16 protein-coding genes are annotated in these 15,142 nt (G+C 69.1%); 9 read left to right on the top strand and 7 right to left on the bottom strand.

Annotation, left to right across the window (positions count from 1 at the left end; genetic code table 11):
• Positions 1-29: 29 nt before the first annotated feature.
• Complete coding sequence (locus tag ACWCOV_RS23220; protein WP_449831386.1) at positions 30-380, bottom strand: STAS domain-containing protein; 351 nt, start codon at positions 378-380, stop codon at positions 30-32.
• Positions 381-771: 391 nt separating this feature from the next.
• Here ACWCOV_RS23220 and ACWCOV_RS23215 point away from each other — a divergent pair, with 391 nt between their 5' ends.
• The 3 genes from ACWCOV_RS23215 (at position 772) to ACWCOV_RS23205 (ending at position 3,130) form a co-directional block, all read left to right on the top strand.
• Positions 772-1,515, top strand: a complete 744-nt coding sequence (locus ACWCOV_RS23215; RefSeq protein WP_449831385.1) for an SDR family oxidoreductase — start codon at positions 772-774, stop codon at positions 1,513-1,515.
• The gene (locus ACWCOV_RS23210) at positions 1,467-2,240 is read left to right on the top strand and encodes a DNA alkylation repair protein (RefSeq protein ID WP_449831414.1); all 774 of its coding nucleotides are present in this window, start codon (positions 1,467-1,469) and stop codon (positions 2,238-2,240) included. The genes ACWCOV_RS23215 and ACWCOV_RS23210 overlap by 49 nt, the downstream gene beginning before the upstream one ends.
• A gap of 86 nt (positions 2,241-2,326) precedes the next feature.
• Complete coding sequence (locus tag ACWCOV_RS23205) at positions 2,327-3,130, top strand: M23 family metallopeptidase (RefSeq protein ID WP_449831384.1); 804 nt, start codon at positions 2,327-2,329, stop codon at positions 3,128-3,130.
• Between the two features lie 145 nt (positions 3,131-3,275).
• Here ACWCOV_RS23205 and ACWCOV_RS23200 read toward each other — a convergent pair whose 3' ends face one another.
• Both ACWCOV_RS23200 and ACWCOV_RS23195 read right to left on the bottom strand, forming a co-directional pair.
• Positions 3,276-4,748: an MFS transporter gene (locus ACWCOV_RS23200; RefSeq protein WP_449831383.1), complete on the bottom strand. Its 1,473-nt coding sequence runs from the start codon at positions 4,746-4,748 to the stop codon at positions 3,276-3,278.
• Between the two features lie 17 nt (positions 4,749-4,765).
• On the bottom strand, positions 4,766-5,374 hold the full coding sequence (locus ACWCOV_RS23195; RefSeq protein WP_449831382.1) for a hypothetical protein: 609 nt from the start codon (positions 5,372-5,374) through the stop codon (positions 4,766-4,768).
• A gap of 412 nt (positions 5,375-5,786) precedes the next feature.
• On the opposite strand from ACWCOV_RS23195, the gene ACWCOV_RS23190 reads away from it, so the two are divergent.
• From ACWCOV_RS23190 to ACWCOV_RS23170, 5 genes are all read left to right on the top strand, one after another.
• Positions 5,787-6,599 (top strand): DUF4397 domain-containing protein, encoded by an 813-nt coding sequence (locus ACWCOV_RS23190; RefSeq protein WP_449831381.1) that lies wholly within the window; start codon positions 5,787-5,789, stop codon positions 6,597-6,599.
• Between the two features lie 71 nt (positions 6,600-6,670).
• Positions 6,671-7,300 carry a class F sortase gene (locus ACWCOV_RS23185; RefSeq protein WP_449831380.1) on the top strand — a complete coding sequence of 210 codons (630 nt, stop codon included), beginning with the start codon at positions 6,671-6,673 and terminating at the stop codon, positions 7,298-7,300.
• 23 nt (positions 7,301-7,323) lie between these two features.
• A complete protein-coding gene (locus ACWCOV_RS23180) occupies positions 7,324-7,941 on the top strand; it encodes an L-threonylcarbamoyladenylate synthase (RefSeq protein ID WP_449831379.1) in 618 nt (205 codons plus the stop codon).
• 87 nt (positions 7,942-8,028) lie between these two features.
• On the top strand, positions 8,029-8,991 hold the full coding sequence (locus ACWCOV_RS23175; RefSeq protein WP_449831378.1) for a penicillin-insensitive murein endopeptidase: 963 nt from the start codon (positions 8,029-8,031) through the stop codon (positions 8,989-8,991).
• A gap of 71 nt (positions 8,992-9,062) precedes the next feature.
• Positions 9,063-9,656, top strand: a complete 594-nt coding sequence (locus ACWCOV_RS23170) for a nitroreductase family protein (protein WP_449831377.1) — start codon at positions 9,063-9,065, stop codon at positions 9,654-9,656.
• On the opposite strand, the gene ACWCOV_RS23165 is transcribed toward ACWCOV_RS23170, so the two are convergent.
• The 3 genes from ACWCOV_RS23165 to ACWCOV_RS23155 all read right to left on the bottom strand — a co-directional run bounded on the left by ACWCOV_RS23165 (position 9,657) and on the right by ACWCOV_RS23155 (position 14,219).
• On the bottom strand, positions 9,657-12,815 hold the full coding sequence (locus ACWCOV_RS23165) for a discoidin domain-containing protein (RefSeq protein ID WP_449831376.1): 3,159 nt from the start codon (positions 12,813-12,815) through the stop codon (positions 9,657-9,659).
• Between the two features lie 88 nt (positions 12,816-12,903).
• Positions 12,904-13,398, bottom strand: a complete 495-nt coding sequence (locus ACWCOV_RS23160) for a DNA polymerase ligase N-terminal domain-containing protein (protein WP_449831375.1) — start codon at positions 13,396-13,398, stop codon at positions 12,904-12,906.
• On the bottom strand, positions 13,395-14,219 hold the full coding sequence (locus ACWCOV_RS23155; RefSeq protein WP_449831374.1) for a SigB/SigF/SigG family RNA polymerase sigma factor: 825 nt from the start codon (positions 14,217-14,219) through the stop codon (positions 13,395-13,397). The genes ACWCOV_RS23160 and ACWCOV_RS23155 overlap by 4 nt, the downstream gene beginning before the upstream one ends.
• A gap of 168 nt (positions 14,220-14,387) precedes the next feature.
• Between ACWCOV_RS23155 and ACWCOV_RS23150 the strand changes: the two genes are divergently transcribed.
• On the top strand, positions 14,388-14,759 hold the full coding sequence (locus tag ACWCOV_RS23150) for a VOC family protein (RefSeq protein WP_449831373.1): 372 nt from the start codon (positions 14,388-14,390) through the stop codon (positions 14,757-14,759).
• Here the strand turns inward: ACWCOV_RS23150 and ACWCOV_RS23145 are convergent, their stop codons facing one another.
• Complete coding sequence (locus ACWCOV_RS23145; protein ID WP_449831372.1) at positions 14,760-14,981, bottom strand: hypothetical protein; 222 nt, start codon at positions 14,979-14,981, stop codon at positions 14,760-14,762.
• Between the last annotated feature and the right edge of the window lie 161 nt (positions 14,982-15,142).

Here is a 15,142-nt window from a genome sequence, read left to right as displayed (position 1 = left end):
GGAATCGATTCCACCCCCGCCCGGAGGGCTCAGAGCTCGGCGAGCGCCTCGGTGGCGGTGGAGTAGATCCGGAACTGGCCACCGAGACCGGTGATCGACAGCGGCCGGTCGACCGGGCGGCCGACGCCGACCAGCGCGAGGGTGATGTTGTGCCGGCCGGCCAGGTTCCGGGCCTCCACCAGGTTGCCCAGTCCGGCCGAACTGCAGAAGGTGACAGCGGAGACGTCGATCAGCACCAGCCGGGCCGGTGGGGCCACCGCGGCACGGATCGACTCGGCGGCGAAGTCGGTGGTCGCGATGTCGATCTCACCGGACAGCCGGACCAGCAGCACGCCTGGTTCCAGCTCCTCGGTCACAGCGTCGAAAGTCGTTTTGATCATCTCGCCGTCCCGCGGCTCAGGGTGGCTTGTCACGCCGGTCTCTCCCCCGGGTAGCCCCGCGAACGCCGGTCGGTCCTGGCGAGGTGGAACTGCCCTGCCCTCACCGTATGCCCCAACGCGCGGGCGTCACAACGGGTCCGACCCGGATGACCTCGGAGCGTGATCTAACCATGGGTGTAAGCGCTACCAGCCAGTGCATCTGCCTGTGCAGACGCCTCGATCACCTGCCTGTGCAAATGCCTCGTACAAAGGCAAACGTCACTCAAACAAACGCATCACCTCACGGACGCCGAAGGTCGTGATGCCCTTCCGGGACTGCTTCACTGGGGTCCCCAGGGTATGCGTGATAGACACGTTATGGAAGCAATCTGACACAAGGGGTGAGGCGGCGATGGGTGTGCTCGACGGCAAGGCGGCTCTGGTCACCGGCGGTTCGCGCGGGATCGGGGCGGCGATCGTCCGGCGGCTGGCTGCCGACGGCGCCGTGGTCACCTTCACCTACCTGTCGAGCGAAGCCGCGGCCGCCGAGGTCGTCAACGAGGTCAAGGCAGCGGGCGGCCAGGCGATCGCGGTGCAGTCCGACCAGGCCGATCTCGCCCGCATCCCCGAGCTGTTCGAGCACGCCGCCGAGCCGACCGGTGCCCTGGACATCTTCGTCAGCAACGCGGCCGGGGTGACGGTGAAGCCGATCGACGGCGTCACCGAGGACGACTTCGACCACCTCTTCGCCACCAACGTGAAGGGTCCGTACTTCGCCATCCAGCAGGCCGCCCGGGTGCTGCCGGACGGCGGCCGGATCATCGCGCTCTCGACGCTGAACACGGTCGTGCCCGGACCCGGGATCTCGCTGTACGCGGCGAGCAAGGCCGCGCTCGAGCAGTTCGTCAAGGTCGCCGCCCGCGAGTACGGCGCCCGCGGGATCACCGTCAACATCGTCTCGCCGGGCGCGACCGACACGGACATGTTCCGCGACTCCAACCCGCCGGAGGCCAAGGCCGCCCTGGTCGGCATCACCGCCCTCGGCCGGGTCGGCGAGCCGTCCGACGTCGCCGACGTAGTCGCCTTCCTGGCCGGTCCGGACAGCCGCTGGCTGACCGGGCAGAACCTGCGTGCCACCGGAGGGCTGCTGATCTGAGCACCGCAGACCTGCTCGCCGACATCGACGCCGCGGCCGACCCGGCCGCGGCGAAGATCCTTGCGGGCTACTTCAAGCTGGGACCCGGCGGCTACGGCCACGGCGACCAGATGATCGGCGTGAAGCTGTCGACCATCCGCGGCCTGCTCAAGCCCTACCTGCGCGCCGGCCTGCCGCTCGCCGAGCTCGAGGAGGCGCTGAAGAGCCCGATCCACGAGCACCGGCTGGCCGTCCTGTGCCTGCTCGCCGACCGCGCGTCCCGCAGCCTCGAGCCGCGGACGGCGGACCCGGCCGAAGTCACCGCGATCTTCGAGCTCTACCTGCGCAGTACGGCGTACATCAACAACTGGGACCTGGTCGACTGCAGCACGTCGGAGATCGTCGGCGGGTACCTGCTCGACAAGCCGCGGGACGTGCTCTACACGCTGGTCCGGTCGTCCTCGTTGTGGGAGCGGCGGATCGCGCTGGTCGCGACGCACCTGTTCATCCGGAACGGCGAGAGCGCGGACACGTACGCGCTGTCCGCGCTGGTGCTCGACGACCGGGAGGACCTGATCCACAAGGCGTCCGGGTGGATGCTGCGCGAGGCCGGCAAGCGAGTCTCGGAGGACGAGCTCCGGGAGTTCCTCGACGAGCACGCGGCGGTGATGCCGCGGACCATGCTGCGGTACGCGATCGAGCGGCTGGAACCCGCCGTACGCAAGCAGTACCTGGCGATGGGCTGACGTTTTCGCGCAGGTCGAAAGGCCTCGTGATCCTGCGACGGAGCGTTACTCTGACGCTCAAATCGATCGCGGAAGGGGCCGCCCCCATGAACCCGAAGCGCATCATCAAGCTGTTGCTGCTCGCGACACTCGTCGCCGCCGGCCTGGTCGCCGTGCCGACCACAGCCACGGCCGCACCCGGATTCCAGATGCCGATCCCGTGCGGGCTGCGGTGGACCACCGCCACGCACGGCGGCCACGCCAGCCAGTGGATGCTGGACATGGTCTCGCCGAGCGGAGCCACCCGTGGCACACCGGTGCTCGCGTCGGCCGGTGGGACGGTCAGTGCGTCGCTGCTGTCGTCCAGCGGCGGCCACATGGTCGTCATCGACCACGGCGGTGGCTGGCAGACCCGGTACCTGCACATGGATCGCCGTGACGTTGCTGTCGGCAACGTGGTCGCGCAGGGCCGGCAGATCGGCATCGTCGGCAACACCGGTGACAGCACCGGGCCGCACCTGCACTACGAGCAGAAGCTGAACGGCACCGTCCAGCAGTCGTGGTTCAACGGGCACGCCGTACCGCTCACCTGGTCGTACAACCAGCACTTCGAGACCAGCGCCAACTGCGGCGCCGGCGACGGGAAGTTCTGGGTCGACACGTTCGCGAACGCACCCGGTCACAGCACGCCCGGCGGCACGCAGACCGGCACGCTCTACAAGGGCACGAACTACGTGTTCTGCAAGGTCTGGGGACCCGAGGTCCGGGTCGGCAGCGCCTACAACCACTGGTGGATGAAGACCGACCTCGACGTCGGCCCGGCGAACCAGTGGGTGTCGGCGTACTACCTGTCCCGCTGGGGCAACGACGAGGCGAAGGACAACAACGGCCGCGACTTGCCGAACTGCTGAAAGCCAACGGCCGCCAGCGACAAGTAGAGCAGCACCACGTCCGGACTGATGAGCTCGGCTGACCACCCGGCGTCGCGACGTCGCCGGTCAGCCGGGTTCGCCGACTGTGTCAACAGATCCTGGATTTGTCGACATGTCGCCGCGGTCAGGAGGCCTTGCGGCTGTCGGCGTACGGCGGGGCGGTCAGCGCGCAGTGTGGGTGGTGCTCGACCTCGACCGGCTGCTCGACGCGGCCGCCGATCGTGAACCAGGCGATCACGCCGCCGGCCGCGGACAGTGCCGCGGAGATCCACAGCGCGTTGGCGAACCCATTGCTGAAGGCAACGGGATCGAGGTACGAGTCGCCGGTGATGCCGGCCGCGATCGGGATCGCGGCGACCGCCATCAGTTGTGCCGACCGGGCGATCGCGTTGTTCACGCCGGACGCGATCCCGGCGTGGTGGTCGTCGACCGACGACAGTACGGTCGCGGTCAGTGGCGCGACGGTGGCGACCAGCCCGAGGCCGAGGACGACGACCGCCGGCAGCACCGCGGAGACGTAACTCGAGTCCATGTCGATCCGCAGCATCAGCAGCAGGCCCGCGGCCATCAGCAGCGGTCCGACGGTCATCGGGATCCGCGCGCCGATCCGGTCCGCGAGTCCGCCCGCGTACCCGGACAGCGCCAGCATCAGCAGGGTCATCGGCAGCAGGGCGGCGCCGGCCCAGATCGCGGAGTAGCCGAGTGCGGTCTGGAGGTAGACGACGAGGAGGAAGGTCGCCGTGCCGAGGCCGCCGTACACGACGACGGTGACCAGGTTGGCGCCGGTGAAGGCCCGGTTGGAGAAGATGCCGGGCGGCAGCATCGGGTGTGACTCCCGGCGCTCGACCTCCACGAAGACCGCGAACGCGACCACGCCGACGATCAGCGAGAACAGTACGAGCGGGTCCCCCCAGCCGCGTTCGCCGGCGCTGATCAGGCCGAAGGTGAGTCCGCCGAGGGCGACGGTGACGACAGCGGCGCCCCTGAGGTCGAGCTTGCCGGCCGCGGTCTCGTCGCGGGTCTCCGGCACGTGCCGCAGGGTGACGAGGATGGTGACCAGGGCGAGCGGGACGTTCAGCAGGAAGATGAACCGCCAGGACCCGCTGTCGACCAGGCCGCCGCCGACGAACGGGCCGATGGCCGCGGCGACCGAGGTCAGGCCGGACCAGGCGCCGACCGCCTTGCCGCGGTCCGACGGCGCGAACGTGGTCTGCAGGATCGCCAGGCTGCCGGGGGTCAGCAACGCGCCGCCGATGCCCTGCAGGACCCGGCCCACGATCATCACCTCGAGGGTCGGCGCGACCGTGCACACCACCGAGGCGACCGCGAACCAGATCACCCCGGCGACGAACACCCGCCGCCGGCCCAGCCGGTCGCCGAGCGAACCGCTGAGCAGAATCAGCGCCGCCAGCGGCAGCATGTACCCGTTGACGATCCACTGCAGGCCGGCGACCTCGGCGTCGAACTCCTCGCCCATCGCCGGCAGTGCGACGTTCACCACCGTGCCGTCGAGGAACGCCATCCCCGACCCGAGTGCCGTGGCCGCGAGAACCCACCTTGCCCGGCTGGTGCCGAAAACGATCCGCTCGTCCGTCATGGACTCACAGTAGGTGGTTACTGCGGCTGCGGAAGATCCAGCTGGAGAACGATGAGGGCCTTGTCGGCCGGGATGCCGGGGAGCACTGACAGCTTGGGTGGGTTGCCGACCGCGCAACGGGTCTCGGTGAGCAGGGGGCAGACCACGTTGAGCAGCTCGCCGCCGTTGATGATCAGGTTGGTCGGCAGGCCGCCTTCGGTGATCGCGGTGAGCGGCCGGATGGCCGACGAGGCTCGCTCCGGCTTCGACTCCGTGCGCCGTACCGTCGAACCGGACAGCCGGTAGGTCAGGCGCAGGTTCGCCGCGGCGGTGGTCAGCGGGATGTCGGTCGTGGTGGTGACGCTGGAGCTGGCCAGCGGGATGACTGCGCCGTTGGCGAGCACCCGGAGGTTGGTCGCGATCGGCGACGTCTTGGTCATCATCCCGGGCAACTGCTCACCGGATGCGGGCAGCTGGACCTGCAGGATGCTCGTCGCCTTCGGCAACATCACGTCCTCGGTGATGTCGAACGAGCCGTCCGGGAGCGGTACGGCGACCATCCGGATGCCGGCCCTGGTCGCGCCCGGACCAGGGCTGGTGGACGGGGTTTCGCCTGGCCGCGCGCTGCTGACCGGACCGGAGGGCAAGCCGGGACTGGGGGCCACGGGGCGGGCCGCGTCCGGTGAGCAGGCTGCGGTCGCGCTGAGCCCCAGAGTCAGCGCGACCGTAGCCAGCCACCGTGTCCCCGTCGCCCGTCGCCTGAGGTCCTCCACCCCCGATGCAGCCTCCGGGAGGAACTCCGCGCCCGTCCTCGATGCCCAGTCCGGCGAACCGCGTTCAGACACGCTTCATCGCCCCCCAACGGATTCGGCCGCTTCCTCTGGCGGTCGGATCGGACTTGCGCATACGATACGCCGGAATTAGTGGGGTGCGGCAATTACTGCCGAATTTTTCATGGGGACTTCGAGGGGGCACAAAATGGTGAGACGGAGCGTGTCCGGATCATTCCGGCCCGTATTCGAGAAAATTTCGAGAATTCCTGGTCCGGTAATTCGAAGGGTGATTCCACTGACGCTGGTGGTGACCGTCGCGGCGGCGCCGGCAGTGCTCGTGGCGCCGGCCGAGGGGGCCGCGGGGGCCAACCTGTACGTCGTCCAGGGGCTGCCCGGACGGTCGCTCGACATCAGCATCGACGGCCGCACGGTGGCGACCGGCGTCGCGGTCACGAAGGTGGTCGGTCCGTTCGGGGTGTCTCCCGGCAAGCGGATGCTGACCGCGCGTCAGGACGGCAAGACCGTGATCCAGCGGGAGGTCTCGCTCGGATCCGGGTCCAGCGTCGACGCCGTGATCCACCTGCCGGTCTCGCCGACCGGTGCGCCGGTGCTGACGTCGTACGTGAACAAGCTGAGCGCCATTCCGAAGGACAAGGCTGCCCTGCGGGTCGCGCACGACGCGGCGGTCGGCCCGGCCGACATCCGGGTCAACGGGCAGGTCGCGTTCGCGAACGTGGCGAATGGAGAATCGCTGGAGGCGGTCGTCCCGGCGGCCACCTACAAGGTCGACATCGTGCCGGCCGGCGCGACTTCACCTGTTGTTCTCGGTCCGTTGGATTTGCCGGCCCGGGCCGGATATCTGACCCGGGTGTTCGCGGTCGGAAATCCGAACGCGAAGACGATGAACGTCGCGCTCGGGACGATCAAGTTGCCCGCTGCGGGTTCGGGCACACCTGGCCTGGTGAACACCGGGACCGGCGGTCAGGCGGCGGAGCTGGACCAGGCGCACAGCTCCTCCACCTCGGACCTCTGGCTCGTGGTCGTCCTGGCCGGTTTGCTGGCCGCGGTGGTGACAGTCCGGAAGGCGGTCCGTCGCTGAGGAAGCTCCTGCTCGCACTGGTGTTGTGCTGCGCGGGCCTGGAGGGGTGCGCTGCGCAGACGGGCAATGCCGTGCCGGACCCCGGGGCGGGCGGCGGTACCCCAACGCCGTCGTCCGCTCCGGCTGCACGTGGTGTCCCTGGGTTCGTTCCGGAGATCGAACCCAGGGTCACGCCTGCGCCGGCGCGGACCGGCGCGACGACGGCCCCGCCGGCCCGGATCGGCACGCCGGCCCCGAGCCAGCGGATCTGGTTCGTCCCCGCCCAGGTCGTCCTGCCGGGTGGGGCGAAGGCTCCGGTGTTCCCGGCGAGCACGGTGAACGGAGAGCTGAAGGTCCCGGAGCAAGGGCAACGCGTCGGGTGGTGGGACGGCGGCGCACAGGCCGGCGACCCGTTCGGGTCGGTGGTTCTGGCCGGCCACGTCGACACCAAGACCGAGGGCGTCGGGTACTTCGCCCGGCTGCTCCGCATCAAGCCGGGTGAGCTCGTCCTACTGCACGGCTCCGGCCACACCGCGACGTACCGGGTCAGCTCGATCGTGTCGGTGCCGAAGAACGCGCTCGAGACCAAGAGCGGCGCCTTCGACCAGAAGGTCGGCCACCGGCTGGTCCTGATCACCTGCACCGGCGCGTACGACGCCTCCCGCGGCGGCTACGAGGCCAACCTCGTCGTCACCGCCACCGCGGTCGGTCCGGCCCGCTGATCCGGGCGCTAGGCTCGCCCGTTATGGCGAGGTATTTCGATGTGCATCCGGAGAATCCGCAGCGGCGCGCGATCGGCCAGGTGGTGGACCTGGTGCGCGGCGGCGGGCTGATCGCGTACCCGACCGACTCGTGCTTCGCGCTCGGCTGCCAGCTCGGGAACCGGGAAGGGATCGAGCGGATCCGCGCCATCCGGAACCTGGACGACCGGCACCACTTCACGCTGGTGTGCCAGGACTTCGCCCAGCTGGGGCAGTTCGTGCACATCAGCAACGCGGTTTTCCGGTCGATCAAGGCGGCCACGCCGGGCAGCTACACGTTCATCCTGCCGGCCACGAAGGAAGTGCCGCGCCGGCTGCTGCACCCGAAGAAGAAGACGGTCGGCGTGCGGATCCCGGACCACGTCGTGGCCCGGGCCCTGGTCGAGGAGCTGGGCGAGCCGCTGGTGTCGAGCACCCTCCTGCTCCCGGACCACGAGGTGCCGATGACGCAGGCCTGGGAGATCAAGGAAGAGCTGGACAACCAGGTCGACGCGGTCATCGAGGGCGAGGCGGGCACCGAGCCGACCACTGTCGTCGACTTCTCCGACGACTTCGCCGAGGTGGTCCGGGTCGGGGCCGGGGATCCCGCGCCTTTCCAGTGAGCTCTTGCGGGCGGGAAGATCATGCCCGATCGTGGCTGCGTAGAGGTTAGTCAGTAACCAGCGCACCTCACCCGCCCCGGAGGAGCCATGAGACGACGACTCGTGTTCGCGGTGCTGGCCGCCGTACTGCTGATCGGAGTGCCGGCGCCGGCGCAGGCCTACGCGAATGCGTTCTTCCCGACGCAGAGCAGTGGCAATCGCGGTGCCGACGTACTCGCGATCCAGTACCTGCTGCAGCACAACGGGCAGTCCGTCACCGCCGATGGAGTGTTCGGCGCGACGACGACGGCCGCGGCCAAGGCGTTCCAGACGTCGAAGGGTCTCGGCGCCGACGGAATCGTCGGGCCGCAGACCTGGGGAGCGTTGGCGCCGACGATCCGGTCGGGTGACAACAACGCGGCGGTGAAGGCCCTCCAGGTCGAGCTCAACGCCAAGCGGCGGCTCAGCCTGCCTGTCGACGGGGTGTTCAGCACCGCGGTCCGCGACGCGGTGGTCGCGTTCCAGTCGCACGCGGGTATCGGCGCGGACGGGATCGTCGGCCCGGTCACCTGGCGCAATCTGGCCTGGCACTACGACTACCCGGACTTCGCCGCGAACCTGTGCGACCAGGACCCCGACGGCAACGGTACGGCGGCCAACTGGGCAACGTCGGCCGCCGTCGCCCAGCTCGAGCAGGCAGCGCGGTCGTTCGCCGGCACCGCACAGGGAAAGGTCCCGTACGGCGACGCCGGGTTCGAGCACGGTGGTGACATCCCCGGCCACGGCAGCCACGAGGTCGGCCTGGACATCGACATCTGGCCGATCCGGACGGACAGCGCCCAGTGCACCGCGGGCCGGATCACCTGGGAGTCGTCGACGTACGACCGGGCCGCCACTCGCCAGCTGGTACAGGCGATCCGCGCCGCCGCGCCGGGTCACGTCCGGATCATCTTCTTCAACGACCCGGTCCTGATCAGCGAAGGCCTCACCACCGAGTGGCCGGCCCACGACAACCACCTCCACGTCCGCTTCTGCGAGAAGGTCCACCCCAACAGCCTCTACACCTGCTGACCGAGCAGACTGGTGGGGTGACCTACGCCTTGGACTTGAATCCCGATGAACTGTTGACAACGACGCGGACTGTGCGGAAGCGGCTGGATCTGGAGAAGCCGGTGCCGCTCGAGGTGGTGCGGGAGTGTGTGGAGATCGCGTTGCAGGGGCCGTCGGGGAGCAACCGGCAGACGTGGCACTGGCTGGTGGTCACGGATGCGGAGAAGCGGGCGGCCATCGGGGAGTACTACCGGCTCGCCGTGGAGAAGTACCTGGCCGGAACGGGTGCCGCCGGAAAGTTGTTCGCGGACGACCCGGTGCGTGGCCCGGTGCAGCGCCGCATCGGCAACAGCGTGGCCTACCTGGGTGAGCGGATGGGACAGGTCCCGGTGCTCGTCATCCCGTGCCTCGAGGCCCGCAACCTTCCGGCGGGCAACCAGGCCGGCTTGTGGGGCTCGATCCTGCCGTCCGCCTGGAGCTACATGCTCGCCGCGCGCGCCCGCGGCCTCGGTACGGCGTGGACCACGCTGCACCTCAACTACGAGCAGGAGGTGGCCGACGTCCTCGGCCTGCCCGACGAGATTCGGCAGTCGGTGCTGATCCCGACCGCGTACACGATCGGGACCGACTTCAAGCCCGCCCCGCGGCAGCCGCTGGACGACGTACTGCACCTCAACGCCTGGTAGCTACCGCACCTCCAGTTCGGCGAACTGCATCCGGTACCCGCCTTCGCCGTCCGGCCGCAGCTCCGTCCCACGCACCTGGACGTAGCGCGCGGTCGTCGGCGGGAAGGTGAACGACACCGGCGCGGATCCCGGCTGGGCGTGATCGGCCACCGTCGCGACCGGCGTCCAGGTGCCGCCGTCGGCCGATGTCTCGACGATGAAGTCGACCGGGAAACCGCTCCCGGTGCCCGCGCCGTCCGACCGCGCGTACAGGTCGACGCGGCTCACCAGGCTCGGCCCACCGAGGTCGACCCGGACAGACTGCGACGACCCGGCCGGTACGGACGCACTCGTCCAGCCCATCGAGTTCCACAACCGCGACTGCCGGGCGCCGTCGGTCAGGTTCGCCCGCAACCAGCCCTCGGCCGTGAGCTCCGACGACGAGGACGAGCTGACCGTCCGTCCGGCCGCCAGGTTGCCACCGGCGACCTCCACCTCCGCGAACTGCATCCGGTAAGTCCCGAACGGATCCTGCCCGAGCCGCGTCCCCACCACCCGCACATACCGCACGTCACGTGCCGCGAACGGGAACGTCTGCACCTCACTCGGCCGTGCCTGCCCCTGCCGAGACGCGACGGTCGACCACGCCGACCCATCCGTCGACACCTGCACCGCGAAGTTGACCGGGAATCCGATCCCGGCATTCGCCCCGTCCGACCGCGGGTACAGATCGACCCGCCCGACAGACCGCACCGCCCCGAGATCCACCTGCAAGGACTGCGCATCCGTCGCACTGGCGGCCGCCGCACTGGTCCACCCCATCGAGGAGGATCCAGAGGTACGCCGACCATCCACGACCGCACGCGGATTCCACCCATCCCCGTCGTACGACGAACTGACGGCGACCGTGGCGCCTTCCGCCGGGTTCACCTCCGGATTGAGCCGGGCGTTGTCGAAGGCAACGTTCACGCCACCGCTCGCCAGCCCGATCCCGCCGGCCCGGAAGGCGGAGTCGGTCACGGTCAGCACCGGCGCATGCCCCGACCCCGCGTACACCTGCAGCGTGCTGCCACGCGCGACCACGCGCAGCCGGTTGAACTGGCCGGCCGCGTATCCAGGCGCCGGGGCGCGCCCGAGCGTCGTACCACTGCGATAGACGAACACTTCACCGTTGTTGCGCTGGGCCACCAGGTAGCCGCTCTCGAAGTCCGTCGGGTTGAGGTTGCGGACGACGATCCCGGCCCAGTTCTCGTTGCCGCCGGTCGGGTTGACCGCGCGGATCTGCAGGTCCACGCTCGCCACGACGTCGCCGTACGCGCGTCCCTCGAGCCCGGCGACGTGGTTCCAGCGGCTGACGTCGGTCTGGGTCAGCACGCCGCCGGAGGCAGACCAGGTCCCGCTGTTCGTCTGCCAGGACTGCGATCCGGCCGCGAAGTCGTCGGCGTACGGGTAGGCCTGATCGGGGCCACCGGTCACGAGCGCGTCGAGGACCTGGCGGTGTACGGCGTCCACGGCCGTGCCGGAGCGATCGCCGGTGTAGGAGTTGACGAGCAGCGAGTTGGCCAGCGCCTTCGCGAGCAGCGGTTTGGTCGCGGCGAGCTTGGTGAAGAGCTCGTAGTCCTCGGCGCCGTCGAGCTGCGCCTCGCTCCGGATGCTGTCGTAGACGTCGTACGCCGCCCGGTTCGGCCGCACGATGAAGTTGTCGCCGTTCTGCGGTCCGTCGAAGGTGTCGTACTGGACGTACGGCCCACCGACGTGCTCGAACCAGTAGTTCCAGCCCCAATGCAGGTAGCCGATCGAGTCGGTCTTCCACGCCAGCAGCGGAGTGAGCCGGGTCTTGGCCAGGTGCGACACCAGGAAGCGGTTGAGGTACGGGCCCTGCGGGCCGATGCAGTTGTAGAGCCACAGCTCGTTGCCGCCCAGCCGCTTGCTCTGGTAGTAGCCGACGTTCTTCTCGTACAGGTCGAGGATCGGCGTGTTCGCGGTCAGGTTCGGCGGCGGGTTGTGGATCGCGAGCTCGGCCTCGTTCAGCCGCGGGTTCGGGAAGTACTGCCGGTACTTGGCGTAGAACCAGTTCGCCGCGGTGGTGTCCGCGGTGTGCCGGGTCTCGTCGTTCGCGCTCATGTAGAAGAGGTCGGTCCAGCCGTTGGCGTCGAGGTGCTGCTTGAGCGCCGGGAACAGCTTGTCCAGGTAGGCGTTCGCCTCCGCCGACTGGGACGGCACCGGGACCATCTGCGTCGATCCGTCGGAGGCGCGCTTGAGCATCTCGAGCTGCGAGGGCCGGCCGGCCGCCGGATCGCTGCTGATCAGCAGCGTCGGGGTGTAGATCCACTGCAGCGCGCCGGCGTCCCGGTAGATCCTGATGAACCGGTCGAAGTCGGTCCAGTCGAAGGTGTAGTTGCCTGCCGCATCGATCCGGGTGCGCGGGATGAGCAGGGCCTGGAAGTCGGCGTACACGACGTTGTTCCGGTGCTTGGCGTGGTTGCGGGCCATCGCCTCGATCACCTTCCACCAGTTGGTGTCGTACATCTGGACGCCGTACTGGACCGGGATCGCCTTGATCGTGCCGTCGTAGTCCCAGCCGGCCGAGGTGGTCCAGTTGTTCAGCTTGAAGGTGGACTGGTTCGTCGGCGGGACGGTCACCGGGTAGACGGTCAGCCGGACGGGCACGACGACATTGCCTGCGCTGCTCTGGACGGTCGCCGTACCGGTGTAGAGGCCGGGCGTCGCGTCGACCGGGACGTGGACGCTGTAGTGATACGGCTGGGTGACGTTCGCGGCGAGCGATCGCGGAGTGTTCTCGACGAGTGCGTCGTAGTACGCCGTTCCGCTGCCTTCGACCTCCACGTCGGGACCGGGCCGGGTGACGTCGGGATGCAGGTATTCCCGCCGTACGGCGATGTCCGAGATCGTCGCGCCACCCGGCCCAATCAGGTTGCTCACGGCAACGGACACGTTCTGGACCGCAACCGTCGGGCGGACCGCGAGCTGCGCGGCCTCGGTCTCGTTGCGGGCCGCGTACAGGTCGATCGACGTCGGTGCGCCGGCCGGTCTGGTCGTGCCGGGGAACAAGCGGTCGCTCGCGTTGTGGGTCCAGACCGGCGGTGGCGCGGCGGCCGCTGGAAGGGGGAGCGCGGCGGCTAGCAGTACGGCGGACAGCAGGGCGGCTGAGATGCGCATTCGGGTCCTCCAGGCGGGACTCGGAAAGTACGCATGAGTGTGAGGAGACGCCTGGACAGGGTCAAGTGAGCCTGCTGGCCGGAAACGGTCAGGAGGCGGCCATCTCCTCGATCGTCAGGCCGCTCAGGACGGACCGCGGCTCGGAGACGGTCAGGTCGACATCCGGATCGGCCGCGGCGTCGCGGACCTTGACCAGCAGCCAGTCCGCCCCGGTCCTGGTGAAGGCCCAGGCCCCATTGAGTTTCACGCCGTGCAGCTGCACCTTGAAGTGCCCGCGCTCGATCGCCACCGCCGGGTCCACCGGCTGGTGGCGATCGTCGCGGGTGAGGTTGCTGTAGATGCCGGCGTCCCACACGATCACTGCGCCGCTGCCGTACTCGCTGTCCGCGATCACACCCTCGTACGAGGCGTACTCCAGGTCGTGGTCGGTGGTGAAGACCGCCAGCCGTTTCACGGTCGGGTCCAGGGACGGCCCACGCGGAACCGCCCAGGACTTCAGGACGCCGTCGACCTCCAGCCGAACGTCGTAGTGCAGCCGCCGGGCGTCATGCAGCTGCACCACGAAGATCGGCTTGGACGTCAAGCGGCAGCTGCCGTGGGCGGCTCGATCCGGTTGCGGAGCCGGTTCAGGATGCCGCGGAGCAGCCGTGAGACCTGCATCTGGCTCACTCCGATCTCGGCGCCGATATCGGCCTGGGTGTGGCCCTCGATGAACCGTAGTTCGAGGATCCTGCGCTCCCGTGGCTCCAGGTCGCTGAGCACCGGCTCGAGGACGGCGACCGCCTCGGTCCGCTCGAACGCGCCGTCGTCGGTGTCCGCGATGGTGTCGGCCAGGTTGGCGGCCGAGTCGTCGTCGACCGGGCGGTCCAGCGACAGCACCGAGAAGCAGCCGTCGGCGGCCAGCGCGGCCTCGATCTCGTTGACCTCGGCACCTATCTCGGCGGCGAGCTCGGCGAGCGTGGGCTCGCGGTGCAGGTCCTGGACGAGCTGTGGGCGGACCGAGGCGATCGAGCCCTGCAGCTCCTGCAGGCGGCGCGGGATCCGGACCGTCCACGAGCAGTCGCGGAAGTACCGTTTCACCTCGCCCCTGATGGTCGGCACGGCGTACGCCAGGAACGGTGTGTCGGTGCTGGGGTCGTAGCTGCGGGCGGCCTTCACGAGTCCCAGGTACGCGACCTGGTCCAGGTCCTCGGCCTCCACGCCGCGACCGCGGAAGCGGGTGGCGATGCTGTGGGCGATGCTCAGGTTGAGCTCGATCGCCTCGTTGAGGAGAGCTTGCCGGAGCTCTTCGTCCGTCGTGGCGGCCCGCCGGCTGAGAAGGGTTCGGGTCGTCGTGTCCCGGCGCTGCTTCGGATCGGTGCTGCGCGGCTCGTCGACGGTACTGCTGGAAAGTACGGTGACCATTTTTGCTGACCTCGCGACTTTGAGTCACGGCGCGGCACATGTCTGGACCGCGGTCAGTGCTATCTGATCTGAACCCTACCCCGGGAGTGGCGGCGTTATACCTCTGTATCGATTTCGAGCAGAAGAGAAACCGTTCCGGGCCGCCCGGATCGGCCTTAGGGTCTGGCCATGGACTGGAAGCTTGAGTTGGTGTCGGTGCCGGTGACGGACGTGGACCGGGCGAAGGAGTTCTACACCGAGAAGGTCGGGTTCCACGCCGATCACGACCACCAGGTCACCGACGAACTGAGATTCGTTCAGTTGACCCCGCCGGGCTCGGCGTGCTCGATCGCGATCGGCAGCGGGCTGCCCCAAGGTGAGCCCGGCTCGGTTCGCGGCCTGCAGATCGTCGTGCCGGACGTCGCGGCGGCCCGGGACGAGCTGGCCGGCCGCGGGGTCGCGGTGTCGGACCTGCAGGAGTTCCCGTGGGGGACCTTCGCCTTCTTCGACGACCCCGACGGGAACTCCTGGGCCCTCCAGCAGATGCCGGAGTGGCGCTAGCTAGCGGTCGAAGCGGGGCAGTTGCTCGTTCGGGTCCTCGTCCGGGGCGTCCGGGTTGGAGGCGGGCTGCTCCAGTGGTGAGTCGTCGTCGGGACGGTCGGCGACGGTGGTTTCTTCATCGATGGAGGGATCGACCAGGTCCGGCATGTCCGGATCCGGGTTGTCCGGGTTGCTGGAGTCGCCGGGGCCGACCGGCACCGGAGGGATCGGGTTGGTGCTCATGACTCCACCTCCTTCAGGTGAGATCTTTCCGGTACCCACGGGGTTGGCGGTCAATTCGAGTTATCGCTAACGCTGTGTCATGCCGCGGTTGTAGGGTGGCCTTTGGTTGAGTAGCCAGCCCCCCGACGTTGGCTGCCGTGTCCCTGCGAGGGCGACGATGA

The sequence above is a fragment of the Kribbella sp. NPDC002412 genome (assembly GCF_053592935.1).
This window is presented reverse-complemented; position numbering and strand designations above follow the sequence as displayed.

Bases quoted from the DNA above. Each gene is read 5' to 3' on its own strand.
- ACWCOV_RS23220 (WP_449831386.1), bottom strand. From the start codon at position 380: ATGATCAAAACGACTTTCGACGCTGTGACCGAGGAGCTGGAACCAGGC.
- ACWCOV_RS23215 (WP_449831385.1), top strand. From the start codon at position 772: ATGGGTGTGCTCGACGGCAAGGCGGCTCTGGTCACCGGCGGTTCGCGC.
- ACWCOV_RS23205 (WP_449831384.1), top strand. From the start codon at position 2,327: ATGAACCCGAAGCGCATCATCAAGCTGTTGCTGCTCGCGACACTCGTC.
- ACWCOV_RS23200 (WP_449831383.1), bottom strand. From the start codon at position 4,748: ATGACGGACGAGCGGATCGTTTTCGGCACCAGCCGGGCAAGGTGGGTT.
- ACWCOV_RS23180 (WP_449831379.1), top strand. From the start codon at position 7,324: ATGGCGAGGTATTTCGATGTGCATCCGGAGAATCCGCAGCGGCGCGCG.
- ACWCOV_RS23175 (WP_449831378.1), top strand. From the start codon at position 8,029: ATGAGACGACGACTCGTGTTCGCGGTGCTGGCCGCCGTACTGCTGATC.
- ACWCOV_RS23165 (WP_449831376.1), bottom strand. From the start codon at position 12,815: ATGCGCATCTCAGCCGCCCTGCTGTCCGCCGTACTGCTAGCCGCCGCG.
- ACWCOV_RS23155 (WP_449831374.1), bottom strand. From the start codon at position 14,219: ATGGTCACCGTACTTTCCAGCAGTACCGTCGACGAGCCGCGCAGCACC.
- ACWCOV_RS23150 (WP_449831373.1), top strand. From the start codon at position 14,388: ATGGACTGGAAGCTTGAGTTGGTGTCGGTGCCGGTGACGGACGTGGAC.
- ACWCOV_RS23145 (WP_449831372.1), bottom strand. From the start codon at position 14,981: ATGAGCACCAACCCGATCCCTCCGGTGCCGGTCGGCCCCGGCGACTCC.